Genomic DNA, 17,390 nt, shown 5'->3' with positions numbered 1-17,390 from the left:
CACCCGCACCCGCCCACCACGCGAACCACCCCCTACCTGCCAGACTGAACCAGTGACCACCCCCACCGACAAGACCGGCAAGGACCCGCGATGACTCGCGTAATCGCAGGCGTGGCCGGCGGCAGACGCCTCGCCGTCCCCCCGGGCACCGGCACGAGACCCACCTCCGACCGCGCCCGCGAGGGTCTCTTCTCCACCTGGCGGTCCCTGCTCGGCGGCCCCCTGGCAGGCGACCGCGTCCTCGACCTGTACGCCGGCTCGGGCGCCGTCGGCCTGGAGGCGCTGAGCCGGGGCGCCGGACACACCCTCCTCGTCGAGGCCGACCCCCGCGCGGCCCGCACGATCCGGGAGAACGTGAAAACGCTGGGCCTGCCCGGCGCCGAGGTGAGGTCCGGCAAAGCGGCGCAGATCATCGGGGCAGGCGCCCCCGAAGCCCCGTACGACCTGGTGTTTCTCGATCCGCCGTACGCGGTCACGGACGAGGATCTTCGCGAGATCCTGCTCACACTCCGTGCGGGGGACTGGCTCGCGCGCGAAGCGCTCGTCACCGTTGAACGCGGTACCAGAGGCGGCGAGTTCAGCTGGCCGGACGGCTTCGAAGCATTGCGTTCCCGTCGCTACGGCGAGGGAACGTTTTGGTACGGTCGCGCCGCCTCTACGTGCGAAGACGCACGATGACCGGACCGGAGAGCGAGGGATCTGAAGTGCGCCGCGCCGTCTGTCCCGGGTCGTTCGACCCGATTACCAACGGACATCTCGACATCATCGCCAGAGCCTCCAGGCTGTACGACGTCGTCCACGTCGCAGTGATGATCAACCAGTCGAAAAAGGGCCTCTTCGAGATCGAGGAGCGGATCGACCTCATCCGCCAGGTCACCGCCGAGTTCGGGAACGTCGAGGTGGAGGCCTTCCATGGGCTCCTCGTCGACTTCTGCAAGGAGCGCGACATCCCGGCCATCGTCAAGGGCCTGCGCGCGGTCAGCGACTTCGACTACGAACTACAGATGGCGCAGATGAACAACGGCCTCTCCGGCGTCGAGACCCTCTTCGTGCCGACCAACCCCACCTACAGCTTCCTCTCCTCCTCGCTGGTCAAAGAGGTCGCGACCTGGGGCGGAGACGTCTCCCACCTGGTACCGCCGGTGGTCCTCGAAGCGCTCGGGGAGCGGCTCAAAAAGGACTGAGGACGGACTGAGGAGCCGTCGGGAGCCGGGCAGTTCGCCATCCGGTGTCGGCTGGGGCAGGAGTGGTCGTACAGTCGAACCGTCCGTCTCCATCACAGCTGTAGAGAGTGGCGAGCACACGGTGGACGTGCAGAAGAAGCTCGATGAGATCGTCTCGGCGGTCGGCAGCGCCCGTTCCATGCCCATGTCGGCCTCGTGCGTGGTCAACCGCGCCGAGCTCCTCTCCCTGCTCGAAGAGGTGCGCCAGGCGCTGCCCGGCTCCCTCGCCCAGGCCGAGGAGCTGATCGGCGACCGCGAGCAGATGGTCGAGCAGGCCCGTCTGGAGGCCGAGCGGATCATCGAGTCCGCGCACGCCGAGCGCGGCTCGCTGGTCTCCGGCACCGAGGTCGCCCGCCGCTCGCAGAACGAGGCCGAGCGGATCCTGGCCGAGGCCCGCAAGGAGTCCGAGGAGGTCCGCGCCGAGGCCGACGAGTACGTCGACTCCAAGCTCGCCAACTTCGAGGTCGTCCTCACCAAGACCCTCGGTTCGGTCGGCCGCGGGCGCGAGAAGCTCCTCGGCACGGGCCCCGGCACCGACGAGCAGGGGTACGAGGACGAGGACGCCCCCGAGCGCAGCCACGACCCGGAGACCCTGCGCCGCAACGCGGACGCATACGTCGACGTCAAGCTCGGCGCCTTCGAGGCGGTCCTCGCCAAGACCCTGGACGCCGTCGGCCGCGGCCGACAGAAGCTGCACGGCCGGATCGCCAGCGACGACCTGAGCGACCTGGGCGCCTTCGGAGAGGACGGGACGGGGCAGCACACCACCGACGCCGAGTACCTGGACGGCCTCGCGGAGATGCCCGAGCAGTCCGCCCGGCCCCTGGCAGCCGACCCGTCCCAGCCGCAGACCCACCCCCGGGCCCAGCCATCGGCAGGCACGCCCCAGCAGCCGCAGTACGCGCCGCAGGACGCCTACGCCTACCAGCAGCCGGCCCCCGACCCCTACGGCTACCAGCAGCAGTACGCGCAGCAGGACGGGTACGGCTACCAGCAGCCCGCCGACCCGTACGCCGCCTACCCGCAGCAGGGCTACGACCAGCAGGCCGCGTACGACCAGGGTCAGCAGCAGGGGTACGCCCCGGATGTCCAGACGCCCCAGGTGCCCCAGCAGCAGCACGAGAACGCGCTCGACGAGACCAGTCTCTTCGACACCACCATGATCAGCGCGGAGCAGTTGCGGGCGTACGAACAGGGGCGCTGACACCGGATTGGGCCGTGAGCGAAAGGTCCAGTATCCTGGCTCTTCGGTCGTGTGCACAGCCACGACCAGCGCTGCCCGGGAAGCACCGAGGGCAGTACCCCGAGTTTCGAGATCGAAAGCAGGAACGGCTCTGAACGCCCGCCTAGACCACCGCAACCCTCTCGTGTTCGACACACACGAGCTGGGGCGGCGTCCCGGTGCGCTGCAGCGCCTGACCCCTGAGATCGACGCTCCCGGGGACTTCGGTCTCCAGGGAGTCATCGGAGTGCCGGAAGGCGCCCCGGTGAAGCTCCGGCTCCGGCTTGAGTCGGTCATGGAAGGTGTGCTTGTCACAGGCACCGCCCGTGCACTGGCCAAGGGGGAGTGCGTAAGGTGTCTGGAGCCGATCGAGCAACCGCTCGAAGCGGATTTCCAGGAGATGTTCTCGTACCCTGACGCCGACGACCGGGGCCGTGTGAAAGCGGAGCCGGCCGACGACGCCGAGGACGACGAGGACACGCTCTTCATCGAGGACGGCTTGTTCGACCTCGAACCCGTGCTGCGTGACGCGGTGGTGCTCGCACTGCCGATGCAGCCGGTGTGCCAGGACGACTGCCCCGGCCTGTGCTCCGAATGCGGAGCCCGGCTCGCGGACGACCCGGACCACCACCATGAAGCCGTCGACATCCGTTGGGCGGCACTGCAGGGACTCGCCGGTTCACTCGAAGATGGCGAGAAGGACGAGTTGAGCGGCGAAGCGCACACGTCAGAACGCGCCGCCGAGAAGCAGGAGAAGTAGCCGTGGCTGTTCCGAAGCGGAAGATGTCGCGCAGCAACACGCGCCACCGCCGGTCGCAGTGGAAGGCTGCGGTCCCCACCCTGGTTGCGTGCGAGCGCTGCCACGAGCCCAAGCTGCAGCACATCGCGTGCCCCGCTTGCGGCACCTATAACAAGCGCCAGGTCCTCGAGGTCTGAGCGGCTGGTGAGAGGCTCCATGTCTGACGCCAAGAAGTCTGTTCCCCGCGCGAGCGAGGCCCAGTCGGCGGACAACACAGCCTCGTCCCACACCCTTCTGGAAGGGCGGCTCGGGTACAAACTTGAGTCCGCCCTTCTGGTGCGTTCACTGACCCACCGTTCGTACGCGTACGAGAACGGCGGTCTGCCGACCAACGAACGCCTGGAGTTCCTCGGGGACTCCGTACTCGGCCTCGTGGTCACGGACACGCTGTACCGCACCCACCCCGACCTGCCCGAAGGCCAGCTGGCCAAGTTGCGGGCCGCGGTGGTCAACTCGCGTGCGCTTGCGGAGGTGGGCCGTGGGCTCGACCTCGGCTCCTTCATCCGGCTCGGCCGGGGCGAAGAGGGCACAGGAGGCCGGGACAAGGCATCCATCCTCGCCGACACCCTTGAAGCGGTGATCGGCGCTGTCTATCTCGACCAGGGTCTGGAAGCGGCGGGCGACCTCGTCCACCGGCTCTTCGATCCACTGATCGAGAAATCCTCGAATCTGGGCGCCGGCCTGGACTGGAAGACCAGTCTCCAGGAACTCACGGCGACCGAGGGGCTCGGCGTTCCCGAGTACCTGGTCACCGAGACCGGCCCGGACCACGAGAAGACCTTCACCGCTGCTGCCCGCGTCGGAGGCGTCTCGTACGGCACCGGCACCGGCCGCAGCAAGAAGGAGGCGGAGCAGCAGGCCGCGGAGTCCGCTTGGCGGGCCATCCGCTCCGCCGCGGACGAGCGGGCCGAGGCGGCCGCCGCAGTGGTCAAGGAGTCGGCAGACGCCTCCACGACGACGACGGACCCAGCTTCCGCCTGACGGTTGTCAGCGACCGCCCGCCCCTCCCGGTTACGGAGGGGGCGGGCGATCGTCATTCGATGGCGCGGAGCGCCTCGAAGGGGCGCGGGGAACTGCGCGACCAGCCCCCACGAACCCGCACCCGACAACTACACTGCCGCCCCGGCGCCGGTCCCGGCGCCGGCACGCCCGCCGAGTCCGCCCACTCCGGAGGAGAACCATGCCCGAACTCCCCGAGGTCGAGGTCGTACGGCGAGGCCTCGAACGCTGGGTCAGCGGCCGGATCGTCGCCGACGTCCAGGTACTGCACCCGCGCGCGGTGCGCCGGCACATCGCGGGCGGCGAGGACTTCGGAGCCCGCCTCAAGGGACACCGCGTCGGACTGGTGCAGCGCCGCGGCAAATACCTCTGGCTGCCGCTCGCGGACTCCGCGAGCGCCGTCCTCGCGCACCTCGGCATGAGCGGACAACTGCTCGTCCAGCCGCAGGACGCGACCGACGAGAAGCATCTGCGCATCCGCGTCCGGTTCGCCGACGACCTCGGCACGGAGCTCCGCTTCGTCGACCAACGCACCTTCGGCGGGCTCTCGCTGCACGAGACGTCGCCCGACGGGCTGCCTGACGTCATCGCGCACATCGCCCGTGACCCCCTGGACCCGCTGTTCGACGACGACGCGTTCCACGAGGCGCTGCGGCGCCGGCGCACCACCGTCAAACGCGCCCTGCTCGACCAGTCGTTGATCAGCGGCGTCGGCAACATCTACGCGGACGAGACACTGTGGCGCGCGCGGCTCCACTACGAGCGCCCCACCACAGGGTTCACGCGCCCGCGCACGGCCGAACTCCTGGGCCACGTACGGGATGTGATGAACGCGGCCCTCGCCGTCGGAGGCACCAGCTTCGACAGCCTCTACGTCAACGTGAACGGCGAGTCGGGTTATTTCAGCAGAGCATTGAACGTCTACGGGCGCTCTGACCAGGCATGTAACCGGTGTGGAACGAGGATCAGAAGAGCCCCTTTCATGAACCGCTCCTCCTACTTCTGCCCGAAGTGTCAGCCCATTCCGAAGAGCAGCGGAGGGCGTTTTCCCAGGTGAGAAGCGGTTCTACTTCGTTGGCTGCGTAGGGTCGACGTCGTCAAGATTCCTGATCCTCGGGTTCCTTCCAGTAGTCGCCTCGTTCGAACTCCCCCGACGCAACTTCCCCGTCCTCGGGGTGAGATGGGCATTCCAGATGGCGAAGCGGACGACTGCCTTCACCGGCGACGGACTGTGACTGACTCATTGCCGGAATGCTCCGATACAGCTGGGAGCATTCAACTCGACTGGCACGGCGACTGGAACTACACCCTCCACCCCCAGGAACACCGCCGGGACGGCATCCTTCCGATCCCGCCCCAGATCCCGCCCCAGAACGAAGCCGGCCCCGGCCGCGACTGGCTGACCCGTCCCGCCCTCACCGGCATCCCGCACGAGCAGTGGGACTCGCTGGTCACCGAGTTGGCAGCGGCCCGCGCGGCCCCGTCCCGGACAGGATCCGCACCTCGGAGACGACGCTCGGCGACCGCCGCGCCCTCGTCGTCGAACCCACCGGACGGCAACGCCCAGGAACGATCCTCTACTTCCACGGAGGCGCCTTCAGTCTCGGCTCGCCGGAGACGGCACTGTCCCTGACCGGCGCCCTCGTCGCCCGGACAGGCATACGCGCACTGTCCGTGGACTACCGCCTGGCGCCCGAAAACCCCTTCCCGGCGGCTGTCGACGACGGCGCGAACGCATACCGGGCACTGCTGGACAGCGGTGAAGACCCCGAGCGCATCGCTCTCGCCGGAGACTCCGCAGGCGGCTCACTCGCCGTCACGACCGCGCTCCGGGCACGGGAATCCGGCCTGCCCGCCCCCGCCGCGGTGATCACCTTCTCAGGCGCCTTCGACCTCACTCTCGGCGGCGAAAGCATGGACACCAAAGCAGGATCCGACCCGATCTTCACGCGGGAGACGCTCGGCCCCCTGGTCGGCCTGTACTGCGCCGGCCACGATCCACGGCACCCCCACCTGAGCCCCGCCCTGGCCGCGGACCTCACCGGCTTCCCGGCGACACTTCTCCAGACGGGCACGAACGAAGTCCTGCTCGACGACTCGGTACGAATGTCGGCCCGGGCCACCGCTGCCGGCATGGACGTGGTCCTCGACGTCACCGCCGATGTCCCCCACGTCTTCCAGGCCTTCCACGGCATCCTCGACGAAGCCGACCAGGCCATCGACCGCGCGGGCCTGTTCCTGTCCCAACACCTGCGCTGAGTATCCTGACCCCATGCCTCGGTGGGAGCACGGCACTGAAGAGCGGCTGAAACAAGCCGCCATGGAACTGTTCGAGGAGCAAGGTTTCGAGAAGACCAGCGCCGTCCAGATCGCACAACGCGCCCGCGTCACCACCCGAACCTTCTTCCGCTACTTCCCCGACAAGGAAGAAGTCCTCCTCGCCGACGCCGACGCAGTCAAGGAAACGCTCGTCCAACACCTCCTCCAGAAACCCGACGTCACCGACACACTCCAGGCAGTGACCCGGACCCTGGCCGACTTCGACTGGGAAAAACTCGGACCACGGCAATTCCTCCGTCAGCGGGACGCGATGATCGCATCAGACCCCCGACTGCTGGAGCGGGAACTGATCAAACAGCAACAGCTGACCGACGCACTCCGCGACGTGCTCTGCCGGCGCGGCACCGCCCCCGACATCGCAGAACTCGCCGCCAACACAGGAAGCCAGGTCTTCCGCACGGCCTACCGTAAATGGCTGGAAGACAACAACGACACCGACCTGACAACGATCACCGAGAACGTGATGTCCCTGCTCGCCGCGATCATGGCGCGCGGTCCCGTTCCCGCAACGGCCGCGCGGCTCCCCTGATTGACCTCGGCCATCGAGTCGGCACTCTGTGGCCTCGGGCTGAACCAGCGCGCTCGGCCTTCAGGCGCACCGCTCGTTCACCGTCAGCTCCGCATCGGGAGACGGTTCCTGCTGCTTCTGTTGCTTCTTCACCCAGCCGCGTAGCATCTCCGAGTTCAGCTCAAGCTTCCGGGCGACTTCGGAGATCGTCTTGCTTGATCTCAACGCCATCTGGACGGCTTCCTCACGGAACTCCGGCGAGTACTTACTGGGTGGTGCCAGTTCTTTCTCGTTTCCTGTTCAGGACAACCCTATTGGATGCCTGTTCGGAAACTTCGGGGCCCCTCGCTTGACGCTGCATTTTTTCGTCCGGACCCTCAGATCCATATCGACGCGATCGAGGCTTCCGCCCCTCCGCTGACAGAAGGGCAGAAGGGCAGGAAGCGCGTATTGCTGTGGCCCTTCGAGCTGGAAGCCCAAGGCGTACCGAAGCTGGTCGCGCTTTGACGTAGAGCAGCGGAGCCCGCTGACGAGCCTTCGATGCGACCTGGTGGGGATCGCAGCGGTGAGCGCGCGGGAACCGGCCTGACCCGCTCGACGGTGAGATCAACGGATTCGCCACAGGTGTACGCCCGCTCCGCCCTTACCCACGTGCCCGCTACTGTGCACCAGCCGAGCCATCGTCGCTGGTCAGTGGGCTAGCGTCGGCGCACAAGTCAGTAAAGCCCCGGATGAACGTCAGATACTGGCGTAGTCCGGCTGCTTCGACCGCTCGCTCGACGCGTACGGCCGTGAGGGCGAGCCGTGTCGGCGCTGCGGCACCGTGATGTGGCGCAGGCCCTGGATGAACCGGTCCAGCTATTTCTGCCCGCGCTGTCAGCGTCCGCCGCGCGCCGTGTCGTAGCGCTCGCGCGCTCCCAGCACCTCGTCCATGCGCCCCTCCAGGAAGTGGATGAGGGCCAGCAGTCGTCCGGCGACCTCGTGGCCCAGCGGCGTCAGCTCGTAGTCGACCCGTGGCGGGTTCGTCGGCTGGGCCTCCCGGTGCACGAGGCCGTCGCGTTCCAGCGCGTGCAGTGTCTGGGAGAGCATCTTCTCGCTCACGCCCTCGACGCGCCGGCGCAGTTCGTTGAAGCGGAGCGAGCCCTCGGCCAGCGCCCCGAGCGTGAGCGCGCCCCAGCGTCCCGTGACGTGCTCAAGGGTGCCCCTCGACGGGCAGGCCTTGGCGAACACGTCGTACGCGAGGTCCGGCCGGTCCGTGAGATCCATACACAAAGCGTACTCGCATACAGCGCTGACTCCCAGATTGCACTAACTCTGAGGCAGCGCTCTTCTCTCGCGGCCGTACGTCCTGACCAGGAGCCGCGGCCGGCAGTCATCGCCGGCAGTCGCGGCTAGTAGCCGAAGTTCTGCGTCCACCACGGGCCGCCCGACGCGAAGTGCGCACCGACGCCCAGGGTCTTGAAGTCGCAGTTCAGGATGTTCGCGCGGTGGCCGGGGCTGTTCATCCAGGCCTCCATCACGGAGGCGGCGTCGGCCTGGCCGCGGGCGATGTTCTCGCCGCCGAGGTTCGTTATGCCGAGTGCCTCCGCCCGGTCCCAGGGGGTGGCCCCGTCCGGGTCCGTGTGGTCGAAGAACCCCCGCGAGGCCATGTCCTCGCTGAACGCCTCGGCCAGCGCGCCCAGCGAGCCGGACGCGGTCACCGGGCTGCAGCCCGCCTTGGCCCGCTCGTCGTTGACCAGCGACAGGACCGCCGTCTCGGCCGCGGACGTCGTGGACACAGCCTTCGACGGCGTCGTCTCGGGCACCTTCGTCGCCGGAGCCTTCGCTGCCGGCTCCTTCGTCTTCGACTCCTTGGCCGGAGCCTTGGTCGACGGCGTCGCGGAGGGCTTCTTCTCGGTCTTCTTCTCCGGAGCTTCCGTCGGCGAGACCGACGGGGACGGGGCGCGCTCCAGGTCCCGGCTGGTGCCCGGGTCCACGCGGTCGTCGGCCGAGCCGTTCGTGCCGCCCTGGGTCTCCACGTCGGTCGGGGTGTCCTGGGCGCGCACCTTGTCCGCGCCACCGCCGATGGGGAGGGAGTCGCTGCCCGGTATCAGCCCCGAGGCGACGGCGACGGCGCCCATCGCGACAGCGGCCGAGACACCGAGCAGACCGGTGCGTACGGGCGTCACGCCCTTCTTGCGGCGGCGCTGGCCGCCCCGCCCGCGGTCGGGCGCGTACACGCCCGACGTGTGGCCGGCGGTCCTGTCGCCCTCGAAGAGGTAGGTGTCGCTCTTCGCGTACAGGTCGCCCGTCTCGTGGATGCCGCCCGGTGAGTCGTACAGACCCGCGGTCGAGTAGGGGCCGCCGGTCAGGTAGTCGCCTGCGGTGCGGTGGTCACCCGCGGTGGCGTAGTCGCCCAGGCTCGCGTACGGACTCGCGGCATCCGGCGCGTAGCCGCCCGCGTAGGTCTCGTACGTCTCGGTGACCCCGGTGCCGCGGCCTGTGGCGGCGCGGCCGGCGGCGGAGCGTCGGTGGCGTCCCATCTTTTGGCCTTCCTCATCCTTGCGGTCAACGTTCCTCACCCGAACGAGTGAGGCTCATTGGGTCGGGACGGTACCCCATGGCGCAAGGGGAGGAAGTGCTCCGAGGGCAATTGGCCGGTTAGCGTGCAGCCATGAGTGAGCATGCGAGGCTGGTCGCCTGGGTACGCGGGCGCGTGCAGGGTGTGGGTTTCCGCTGGTACACGCGAGCCAGGGCCCTGGAGATCGGCGGCCTGAGTGGTTTTGCTCTCAATCTGGCGGACGGACGGGTCCAGGTGGTCGCCGAGGGCCCCCGGGACGGGTGTCAGGAGTTGCTCAAGTGGCTGGTGGGAGACGACACGCCGGGCCGCGTCGACGGAGTGACTGAGATCTGGGACACGCCCCGCGGCGGCTACGACGGCTTCGCCATCCGGTGAGATCCACTCCGCCGGGCCGGCCGCGGCTCCCCTCGCGGTGAGAGCGGGGCGTGCGCCGGGCACCTGCCCCGGGTGGAAACCACCAGGTGACTGCCGAAAAACTCCTTGCCGTGGCAGGCTCCGCCGACCAGGATGATCTCCACGCCCCCGGGGCCCGAATGCGAGGCCGCGCCGCCCGTTCCGGAGCCGCGCGCCCGGGGCCGCCCGTCGATACGGGGCGTGATCGTGTTGACCGTCAAACTTTTTGGTGAGACGCTGAAAGTCCCCGCGCACCTTAGCTGTTTGGCATGTAAGAGCGGCAGCAAGAACTCAAGATTGCCAAGCATCGCGGGTGCGATTCCCTCACGACCCACACCGCTTCGGTCGGTCACTCAGTGTGGAGGACCATCCATCATGGCAAAGGCGCTTCTCGGTTACGTCGGCGGTTCCGACCCGCGACTCATTGCCGAGATGCGACGGCTCCAGCAGCGCGTCCAGGACCTGGAATCCGAGCTCGTACGGATCCAGGCCGAGAACGACGCGCTCGCGGCTGCCGCTTCTCACGACTCGCTTCTCGAAAGCATCGACGTACCCCAGGCGGAGCCTGCGCTCACCTGATCACCGAACAGCACAGTCGCCACCGGTGAACAGGCTGTCGTGCCAGCCGCTGAGAGAGTTTCAAGGGACGCTTCGGCGTCCCTTTTTTCTTGCCCCCGCCCCGCCTGCTCCATCGCTCACTGTCGTTCGGCGTTCACTCTCTTTAACGTCTGATGTGCCCTGCACGTTCATGGGTGAAACCGCACGTTCGTGGAGTGAGACCGACCCGGAAGGTAAAGTCCGGCTGCGTGCACCTCAAGGCCCTGACCCTGCGCGGGTTCAAATCGTTCGCCTCGGCCACCACACTGCGGTTCGAGCCGGGCATCACCTGCGTCGTGGGACCCAACGGCTCGGGCAAGTCCAACGTCGTGGACGCCCTCAGCTGGGTCATGGGCGAGCAGGGCGCCAAGTCGCTGCGCGGCGGCAAGATGGAGGACGTCATCTTCGCCGGCACCACCGGGCGGCCCCCGCTGGGCCGGGCCGAGGTCTCGCTGACGATCGACAACTCCGACGGCGCGCTGCCCATCGAGTACGCCGAGGTCACCATCACGCGGATCATGTTCCGCAACGGCGGCAGCGAGTACCAGATCAACGGCGACACCTGCCGACTGCTGGACATCCAGGAGCTGTTGTCCGACTCCGGCATCGGCCGTGAGATGCATGTCATCGTCGGGCAGGGCCGGCTCGACTCCGTGTTGCACGCCGATCCGATGGGCCGCCGCGCCTTCATCGAGGAGGCCGCGGGCGTCCTCAAGCACCGCAAGCGCAAGGAGAAGGCGCTGCGGAAGCTGGACGCGATGCAGGCCAACCTCGCGCGGGTGCAGGACCTCACGGACGAGCTGCGACGGCAGTTGAAGCCGCTCGGGCGGCAGGCCGCCGTCGCGCGCCGGGCCGCCGTCATACAGGCCGACCTCCGGGACGCCCGCCTGCGCCTGCTCGCCGACGACCTCGTACGGCTCCGTGGGGCGCTCCGGGCCGAGGTGGCCGACGAGGCCGCGCTCAAGGAGCGCAAGGACGCCGCCGAGGCCGAGCTGAAGAAGGCCCTCCAGCGGGAGGCGATGCTGGAGGACGAGGTACGGCGCCTCGCGCCACGCCTGCAGCGCGCCCAGCAGACCTGGTACGAGCTGTCGCAGCTGGCCGAGCGGGTGCGCGGCACGGTCTCGCTCGCCGACGCCCGGGTCAAGAGCGCCACCGCCCAGCCGCCGGAGGAGCGGCGCGGACGCGACCCCGAGGACATGGAGCGCGAGGCCGCGCGGGTCCGTGAGCAGGAGGCCGAGCTCGAAGCGGCCCTGGAGGCGGCCGAGCACGCCTTGGAGGACACGGTCGCGCACCGGGCCGACCTGGAGCGTGAGCTGGCGGTCGAGGAGCGGCGTCTGAAGGACGTGGCCCGGGCCATCGCCGACCGTCGTGAGGGCCTGGCCCGGCTGAGCGGCCAGGTCAACGCGGCCCGCTCGCGTGCCGCCTCCGCCCAGTCCGAGATCGACCGGCTCGCCGCCGCCCGCGACGAGGCACAGGACCGCGCGGTCGCCGCCCAGGAGGAGTACGAGCAGCTCAAGGCAGAGGTCGACGGCCTGGACGCGGGCGACGAGGAGCTCGCCGCACAGCACGAGACGGCCAAGAACGCCCTCGCCGACGCCGAGTCCGCGCTGACCGCGGCCCGTGAGGCGGCCACCTCCGCCGAACGCAGGCGCGCCGCCACGCAGGCCCGCCACGAGGCCCTGGCCCTGGGCTTGCGCCGCAAGGACGGCACCGGGGCGCTGCTCGCGGCGAAGGACCGGCTGTCGGGGCTGCTCGGCCCCGCGGCCGAACTGCTCTCGGTCACCCCGGGACACGAGGTCGCGCTGGCGGCGGCCTTCGGCGCGGCGGCGGACGCGATCGCGGTGACCACGCCCGCCTCGGCGGCGGACGCCATCCGCCTGCTGCGCAAGCAGGACGCGGGCCGGGCGGCACTCCTGCTGGCGGGCGCCCCGGACCCGACGGACCCGACGGACCCGAGGAACGCGACGGACCCGAGGAACGCGACGGACGCGACAGACACGCCGGGGGCTCCGGGGGCTCCGGCCTCCGCCTCCGCGGCCGGTGACGCCGACGGCGACGGCGTACGTGGGAGCGCGGGCGGTCCGCCGTACGCGGCCGATCTTGTCCGAGCGCCCTCCGACCTCATGCCCGCCGTACGGCGGCTGCTGCGGGGCATCGTCGTCGTCGGGACGCTGGAGGACGCCGAGGATCTCGTCTACGCGCGCCCCGGACTGACCGCCGTGACCGCCGAGGGAGACCTGCTCGGGGCGCACTTCGCGCAGGGCGGTTCCGCCGGGGCGCCCAGTCTGCTCGAAGTGCAGGCGTCGGTCGACGAGGCGGCGGCCGAGCTGGAGGAACTGGGCGTGCTCTGCGAGGAGTTGAGCGGGGCCCAGCATCGCGCCACCGAGCTGCGTAGGGACCGGGCCGCTCTCGTCGAGGAGCTGGGCGAGCGGCGGAGGGCCGGTGAGCGGGAGAAGTCCCAGGTCGCGCAGCAGCTCGGTCGGCTGGCCGGGCAGGCGCGGGGCGCCGCGGGAGAGGCCGAGCGGAGCACCGCGGCAGCCACGCGTGCCCAGGAGGCCCTCGACCGGGCGATGGAAGAGGCGGAGGAACTGGCCGAACGTCTCGTCGTCGCCGAGGAGATGCCGGTCGAGGAGGAGCCCGACGCCTCCGTACGGGACCGGCTCGCGGCCGACGGGGCCAACGCGCGGCAGACCGAGATGGAGGCCCGGCTCCAGGTGCGTACGCACGAGGAGCGGGTCAAGGGCCTCGCCGGACGGGCCGACTCGCTCGACCGGGCCGCGCGCGCCGAACGCGAGGCCCGCGCCCGCGCCGAGCAGCGCCGGGCACGGCTGCGGCACGAGGCGGCGGTCGCCGGGGCCGTCGCCTCCGGCGCGCGGCAGCTGCTCGTCCATGTCGAGGTCTCGCTCGGCCGGGCGGACGAGGAGCGTACGGCCGCGGAGAGCGCCAAGGCGCGCCGGGAGCAGGATCTCGTCGTCGCCCGCAACCAGGGCCGCGACCTCAAGGCCGAGCTCGACAAGCTCACGGACTCGGTGCACCGCGGTGAGGTGCTCGGGGCCGAGAAGCGGCTGCGGATCGAGCAGGTGGAGGCGAAGGCGCTGGAGGAGCTGGGCGTCGAACCGGCGGGGCTGATCGCGGACTTCGGGCCCGCCCAGCTCGTGCCGCCCTCCCTGCCCGCCGAGGGCGAGGAGCTGCCGGACGACCCCGAGCATCCGCGCAACCAGCCCCGCCCGTTCCACCGGGCCGAGCAGGAGAAGCGGCTCAAGGCGGCCGAGCGGGCCTACCAGCAGCTCGGAAAGGTCAATCCGCTCGCGCTGGAGGAGTTCGCCGCGCTGGAGGAACGTCACAAGTTCCTCAGCGAACAGCTGGAGGACCTGAAGAAGACGCGCATCGATCTTCTGCAGGTGGTGAAGGAGGTCGACGAGCGGGTCGAGCAGGTCTTCACCGAGGCATTCTGGGACACGGCACGGGAGTTCGAAGGGGTCTTCAGCCGGCTGTTCCCCGGCGGGGAAGGGCGGCTGATCCTGACCGATCCCGACAACATGCTCACCACGGGCGTCGATGTCGAGGCACGGCCGCCCGGGAAGAAGGTCAAGCGGCTCTCGCTGCTCTCCGGCGGTGAGCGGTCGTTGACCGCCGTCGCGATGCTCGTGTCGATCTTCAAGGCGCGGCCCAGTCCCTTCTACGTGATGGACGAGGTCGAGGCGGCGCTCGACGACACCAACCTGCAGCGGCTGATCCGGCTCATGGAGGAGCTGCAGGAGGCGTCGCAGCTGATCGTGATCACGCACCAGAAGCGCACGATGGAGGTCGCCGACGCGCTGTACGGCGTCTCCATGCAGGGCGACGGCGTGTCGAAGGTCATCAGCCAGCGCCTGCGCTGACCCGCTGACGTTGATCCGCTGACGTTCTGATCGCGGTGTTCCGCGGGCCGCTTACGGGGTACCCACGAACTCGTGCCGTTTCTGTCTCTTCAATACTTGTACATGGGTCCGCCACCTGGAGTGCTTTTCTTCACAAGAACCTTCTTTTGACTTCGATACTTGAAGGCATAGTCTCTGCTTCGTTGCTTTTACCTTCAGGTGGTGGGTGGCGTAAACGTGTGCGCCACTGAAGACACCGTCCGGAAGGGCTCGCCCCCACCCCCGGCAGCGAGGCCGGTGGCCCGAGGAGTTCCGCGTGACCAGCACAGCGCAGCCACCCCAGTCAGCAGCCCGAACGGCTCACCCCGAGCATCTCGGGCACGTCATCTTCATCGCGGCGGCGGCCGCGATGGGAGGCTTCCTCTTCGGTTACGACAGTGCCGTGATCAACGGCGCCGTCGAGGCCATCCGGCACCGGTACGACGTCGGCTCCGCGGCCCTCGCCCAGGTCATCGCCATCGCGCTGATCGGCTGTGCGATCGGCGCCGCCACCGCGGGCCGGATCGCCGACCGCATCGGCCGTATCCGCTGCATGCAGATCTCGGCCGTGCTGTTCACCGTCAGCGCCGTCGGCTCCGCGCTGCCCTTCGCCCTGTACGACCTGGCCTTCTGGCGGGTCATCGGCGGCTTCGCCATCGGGATGGCCTCGGTCATCGGCCCGGCCTACATCGCCGAGGTCGCGCCGGCCGCGTACCGGGGGCGGCTCGGCTCCTTCCAGCAGGCCGCGATCGTCATCGGCATCGCCATCTCGCAGCTGGTCAACTGGGGCATCCTCAACGCCGCGGGCGGTGACCAGCGCGGCAAGGTCATGGGCCTGGAGGCCTGGCAGGTCATGCTCGGCGTGATGGTCGTCCCGGCCGTCCTGTACGGGCTGCTCTCCTTCGCGATCCCCGAGTCGCCGCGCTTCCTGGTCTCCGCGGGGCGGCACGAGCGCGCCCGTGAGGTGCTCCGGGAGGTCGAGGGCGACAAGATCGACCTGGACGCCCGTGTGGTCGAGATCGAGCAGGCCATGAAGCGCGAGCACAAGTCGGTCTTCAAGGATCTGCTCGGCGGCACCTTCTTCTTCAAGCCGATCGTCTGGATCGGCATCGGGCTCTCGGTCTTCCAGCAGTTCGTCGGCATCAACGTCGCGTTCTACTACTCCTCGACGCTGTGGCAGTCGGTCGGCGTCGACCCGACCGAGTCATTCCTCTACTCGTTCACCACGTCGATCATCAACATCATCGGCACCGTGATCGCCATGATCTTCGTCGATCGGATCGGCCGCAGGCCGCTCGCGCTCATCGGCTCCGTCGGCATGGTCGTCGGGCTCGCCCTGGAGGCCTGGGCCTTCTCCTTCGACCTCGTCGACGGCAAGCTGCCCGCCACGCAGGGCTGGGTCGCTTTGATCGCCGCCCATGTGTTCGTGCTCTTCTTCGCCCTCTCCTGGGGTGTCGTCGTCTGGGTCTTCCTCGGCGAGATGTTCCCCAACAAGCTCCGCGCCGCCGCGCTCGGTGTCGCCGCCGCCGCGCAGTGGATCGCCAACTGGGCCATCACCGCGAGCTTCCCGTCGCTGGCCGACTGGAACCTCTCCATGACCTACGTGATCTACACGGTCTTCGCCGCGCTCTCCATTCCGTTCGTGCTCAAGTTCGTGAAGGAGACGAAGGGCAAGACGCTGGAGGAGATGGGCTGACCCAGGGCATCGAGGAGGCGGGCTTCGAGGAGGCGGGCTACAGGTTCCTGAGCCGGGGCAGTACGTTCTCGCAGAACAGATGCATGCTGCGCCACCCCTCGTCGACGGGCATCCCACCGGACAGCGGATGCAGTACGTAGCTGTCGAGGCCCTGCGCCAGACACTCGTCCGGCGTCACGATCCGGTAGACGCCCTCGGCGCGCAGCTCCTCCACCGTCGTGGCCGCCGACTTCACCGCCGAGCGGATGTCGGAGGACTGCCAGGAGGCGTACGTCCGTGCCTCGTGCAGGAAGTGCCGGCCGTGCTCGGCCCAGGCGCGGTCCGGGTCCTCGGCCAGGTGCAGCAGCGGGGTGACCGCCGCGGGCATCATGGTCCAGCCCTCCGTGCCGTACTCGACGAGCCGCTCCTTGTAGTAGGCCTCGACGTCCGGCAGGTGCGCGCTCGGGAAGAACGGCAGCCCGAGCCGCGCCGCGCGCCGGGCCGCGGCCTTGGAGGAGCCGCCCACCAGCAGCAGGGGGTGCGGATCGGAGAAGGGCCGCGGAGTGACCCGTACGGTACGGCCGCGGTACTCGAACTCCTCGCCGGTCCACGCCTTCAGCAGCGTCTCCAGGAGCTCGTCCTGGAGACGGCCGCGCCCCTTCCAGTCCACGTCGAAGAGCGCGTACTCCTCGGGCCGGTAGCCGATGCCCGCCACGGTGACGAGCCGGCCGCCGCTGAGGAGGTCGAGCACGGCGATGTCCTCGGCCAACCGCAGCGGATCGTGCAGCGGGCCGATGATCGCCGAGACCGTGACCGCGATCTTCCTGGTAGCCCCGAAGACGGCGCCCGCGAAGGTGAACGGCGAGGGCAGCCAGTTGTTGGCGGCGCCGTGGTGTTCCTCGGTCTGCACGGTGGTCATGCCGCGGTCGTCGGCGTACGCGGCCATCTCCAGCGCGGCCTTGTAGCGGTCGCTGAGCGAGGCGGGCGTGGCGCCGGGATCGACGAGGTTGAAGCGTACGACCGTTACGGACATGGGAAAGTCCCCCTTCGCCGAGCGGGTGGGGTGCCGGTGGCTCCGGTGCAGGGGGACGGTAGCTGACGGAACGTCAGACGGCCAGGGGGGTGCGGCGGGCCGTGCGGGGTTTTTCTCGGGCGCTCCGCCCCCGAACCCCCGG

17 protein-coding genes and 1 pseudogene are annotated in these 17,390 nt (G+C 69.3%); 14 read left to right on the top strand and 4 right to left on the bottom strand.

Going from position 1 to position 17,390, the window contains the following annotated elements:
- Nucleotides 1–90: 90 nt before the first annotated feature.
- From rsmD to AOK01_RS30555, 9 genes are all read left to right on the top strand, one after another.
- Nucleotides 91–678, top strand: coding sequence for a 16S rRNA (guanine(966)-N(2))-methyltransferase RsmD (rsmD, locus tag AOK01_RS30595; RefSeq protein ID WP_055517360.1), 588 nt, complete (start codon nt 91–93; stop codon nt 676–678).
- A 26-nt stretch (nt 679–704) separates the two neighbouring features.
- Nucleotides 705–1,184 carry a pantetheine-phosphate adenylyltransferase gene (coaD, locus tag AOK01_RS30590; RefSeq protein ID WP_055517359.1) on the top strand — a complete coding sequence of 160 codons (480 nt, stop codon included), beginning with the start codon at nt 705–707 and terminating at the stop codon, nt 1,182–1,184.
- Nucleotides 1,185–1,305: 121 nt separating this feature from the next.
- Nucleotides 1,306–2,427, top strand: coding sequence for a F0F1 ATP synthase subunit B (locus AOK01_RS30585; RefSeq protein ID WP_055517357.1), 1,122 nt, complete (start codon nt 1,306–1,308; stop codon nt 2,425–2,427).
- Nucleotides 2,428–2,557: 130 nt separating this feature from the next.
- On the top strand, nt 2,558–3,205 hold the full coding sequence (locus AOK01_RS30580; RefSeq protein WP_055517362.1) for a YceD family protein: 648 nt from the start codon (nt 2,558–2,560) through the stop codon (nt 3,203–3,205).
- 2 nt (nt 3,206–3,207) lie between these two features.
- A complete protein-coding gene (gene rpmF, locus AOK01_RS30575; RefSeq protein ID WP_006139588.1) occupies nt 3,208–3,381 on the top strand; it encodes a 50S ribosomal protein L32 in 174 nt (57 codons plus the stop codon).
- A 19-nt stretch (nt 3,382–3,400) separates the two neighbouring features.
- Nucleotides 3,401–4,225 (top strand): ribonuclease III, encoded by an 825-nt coding sequence (gene rnc / locus AOK01_RS30570; protein ID WP_055517356.1) that lies wholly within the window; start codon nt 3,401–3,403, stop codon nt 4,223–4,225.
- A gap of 199 nt (nt 4,226–4,424) precedes the next feature.
- Nucleotides 4,425–5,300 (top strand): bifunctional DNA-formamidopyrimidine glycosylase/DNA-(apurinic or apyrimidinic site) lyase, encoded by an 876-nt coding sequence (gene mutM / locus AOK01_RS30565; RefSeq protein WP_055517354.1) that lies wholly within the window; start codon nt 4,425–4,427, stop codon nt 5,298–5,300.
- Between the two features lie 380 nt (nt 5,301–5,680).
- Nucleotides 5,681–6,502, top strand: a complete 822-nt coding sequence (locus AOK01_RS30560; RefSeq protein ID WP_055517352.1) for an alpha/beta hydrolase — start codon at nt 5,681–5,683, stop codon at nt 6,500–6,502.
- Between the two features lie 13 nt (nt 6,503–6,515).
- Nucleotides 6,516–7,112, top strand: coding sequence for a TetR family transcriptional regulator (locus tag AOK01_RS30555; protein WP_055517351.1), 597 nt, complete (start codon nt 6,516–6,518; stop codon nt 7,110–7,112).
- Nucleotides 7,113–7,172: 60 nt separating this feature from the next.
- Here AOK01_RS30555 and AOK01_RS41815 read toward each other — a convergent pair whose 3' ends face one another.
- On the bottom strand, nt 7,173–7,322 hold the full coding sequence (locus AOK01_RS41815) for a transposase (protein WP_079103885.1): 150 nt from the start codon (nt 7,320–7,322) through the stop codon (nt 7,173–7,175).
- A 523-nt stretch (nt 7,323–7,845) separates the two neighbouring features.
- Here AOK01_RS41815 and AOK01_RS43045 point away from each other — a divergent pair.
- Nucleotides 7,846–7,995: pseudogene (locus tag AOK01_RS43045) on the top strand (bifunctional DNA-formamidopyrimidine glycosylase/DNA-(apurinic or apyrimidinic site) lyase); the annotation flags it as partial.
- Here AOK01_RS43045 and AOK01_RS30550 read toward each other — a convergent pair.
- Nucleotides 7,968–8,357 carry a winged helix-turn-helix transcriptional regulator gene (locus tag AOK01_RS30550; protein ID WP_055517350.1) on the bottom strand — a complete coding sequence of 130 codons (390 nt, stop codon included), beginning with the start codon at nt 8,355–8,357 and terminating at the stop codon, nt 7,968–7,970. The pseudogene AOK01_RS43045 and the gene AOK01_RS30550 sit on opposite strands and share 28 nt — an antisense overlap.
- Before the next feature lie 125 nt (nt 8,358–8,482).
- Nucleotides 8,483–9,613 carry a CAP domain-containing protein gene (locus tag AOK01_RS30545; protein WP_055517348.1) on the bottom strand — a complete coding sequence of 377 codons (1,131 nt, stop codon included), beginning with the start codon at nt 9,611–9,613 and terminating at the stop codon, nt 8,483–8,485.
- A gap of 131 nt (nt 9,614–9,744) precedes the next feature.
- Here AOK01_RS30545 and AOK01_RS30540 point away from each other — a divergent pair, with 131 nt between their 5' ends.
- From AOK01_RS30540 to AOK01_RS30525, 4 genes are all read left to right on the top strand, one after another.
- The gene (locus AOK01_RS30540) at nt 9,745–10,026 is read left to right on the top strand and encodes an acylphosphatase (RefSeq protein ID WP_055517346.1); all 282 of its coding nucleotides are present in this window, start codon (nt 9,745–9,747) and stop codon (nt 10,024–10,026) included.
- A gap of 393 nt (nt 10,027–10,419) precedes the next feature.
- Nucleotides 10,420–10,623, top strand: a complete 204-nt coding sequence (locus AOK01_RS30535; RefSeq protein ID WP_028802434.1) for a hypothetical protein — start codon at nt 10,420–10,422, stop codon at nt 10,621–10,623.
- A 227-nt stretch (nt 10,624–10,850) separates the two neighbouring features.
- Nucleotides 10,851–14,522 (top strand): AAA family ATPase, encoded by a 3,672-nt coding sequence (locus AOK01_RS30530; protein ID WP_055517345.1) that lies wholly within the window; start codon nt 10,851–10,853, stop codon nt 14,520–14,522.
- A gap of 295 nt (nt 14,523–14,817) precedes the next feature.
- Complete coding sequence (locus tag AOK01_RS30525) at nt 14,818–16,236, top strand: sugar porter family MFS transporter (RefSeq protein WP_055517343.1); 1,419 nt, start codon at nt 14,818–14,820, stop codon at nt 16,234–16,236.
- Between the two features lie 37 nt (nt 16,237–16,273).
- On the opposite strand, the gene AOK01_RS30520 is transcribed toward AOK01_RS30525, so the two are convergent.
- Nucleotides 16,274–17,248: an LLM class flavin-dependent oxidoreductase gene (locus tag AOK01_RS30520; RefSeq protein ID WP_055517342.1), complete on the bottom strand. Its 975-nt coding sequence runs from the start codon at nt 17,246–17,248 to the stop codon at nt 16,274–16,276.
- Nucleotides 17,249–17,390: the final 142 nt, after the last annotated feature.

It is taken from the genome of Streptomyces aurantiacus (genome assembly GCF_001418335.1).
Taxonomy (GTDB): domain Bacteria; phylum Actinomycetota; class Actinomycetes; order Streptomycetales; family Streptomycetaceae; genus Streptomyces; species Streptomyces aurantiacus.
The sequence above is the reverse complement of the archived record's forward strand: the minus strand, read 5'-3'. Positions and strand labels throughout refer to the sequence as shown.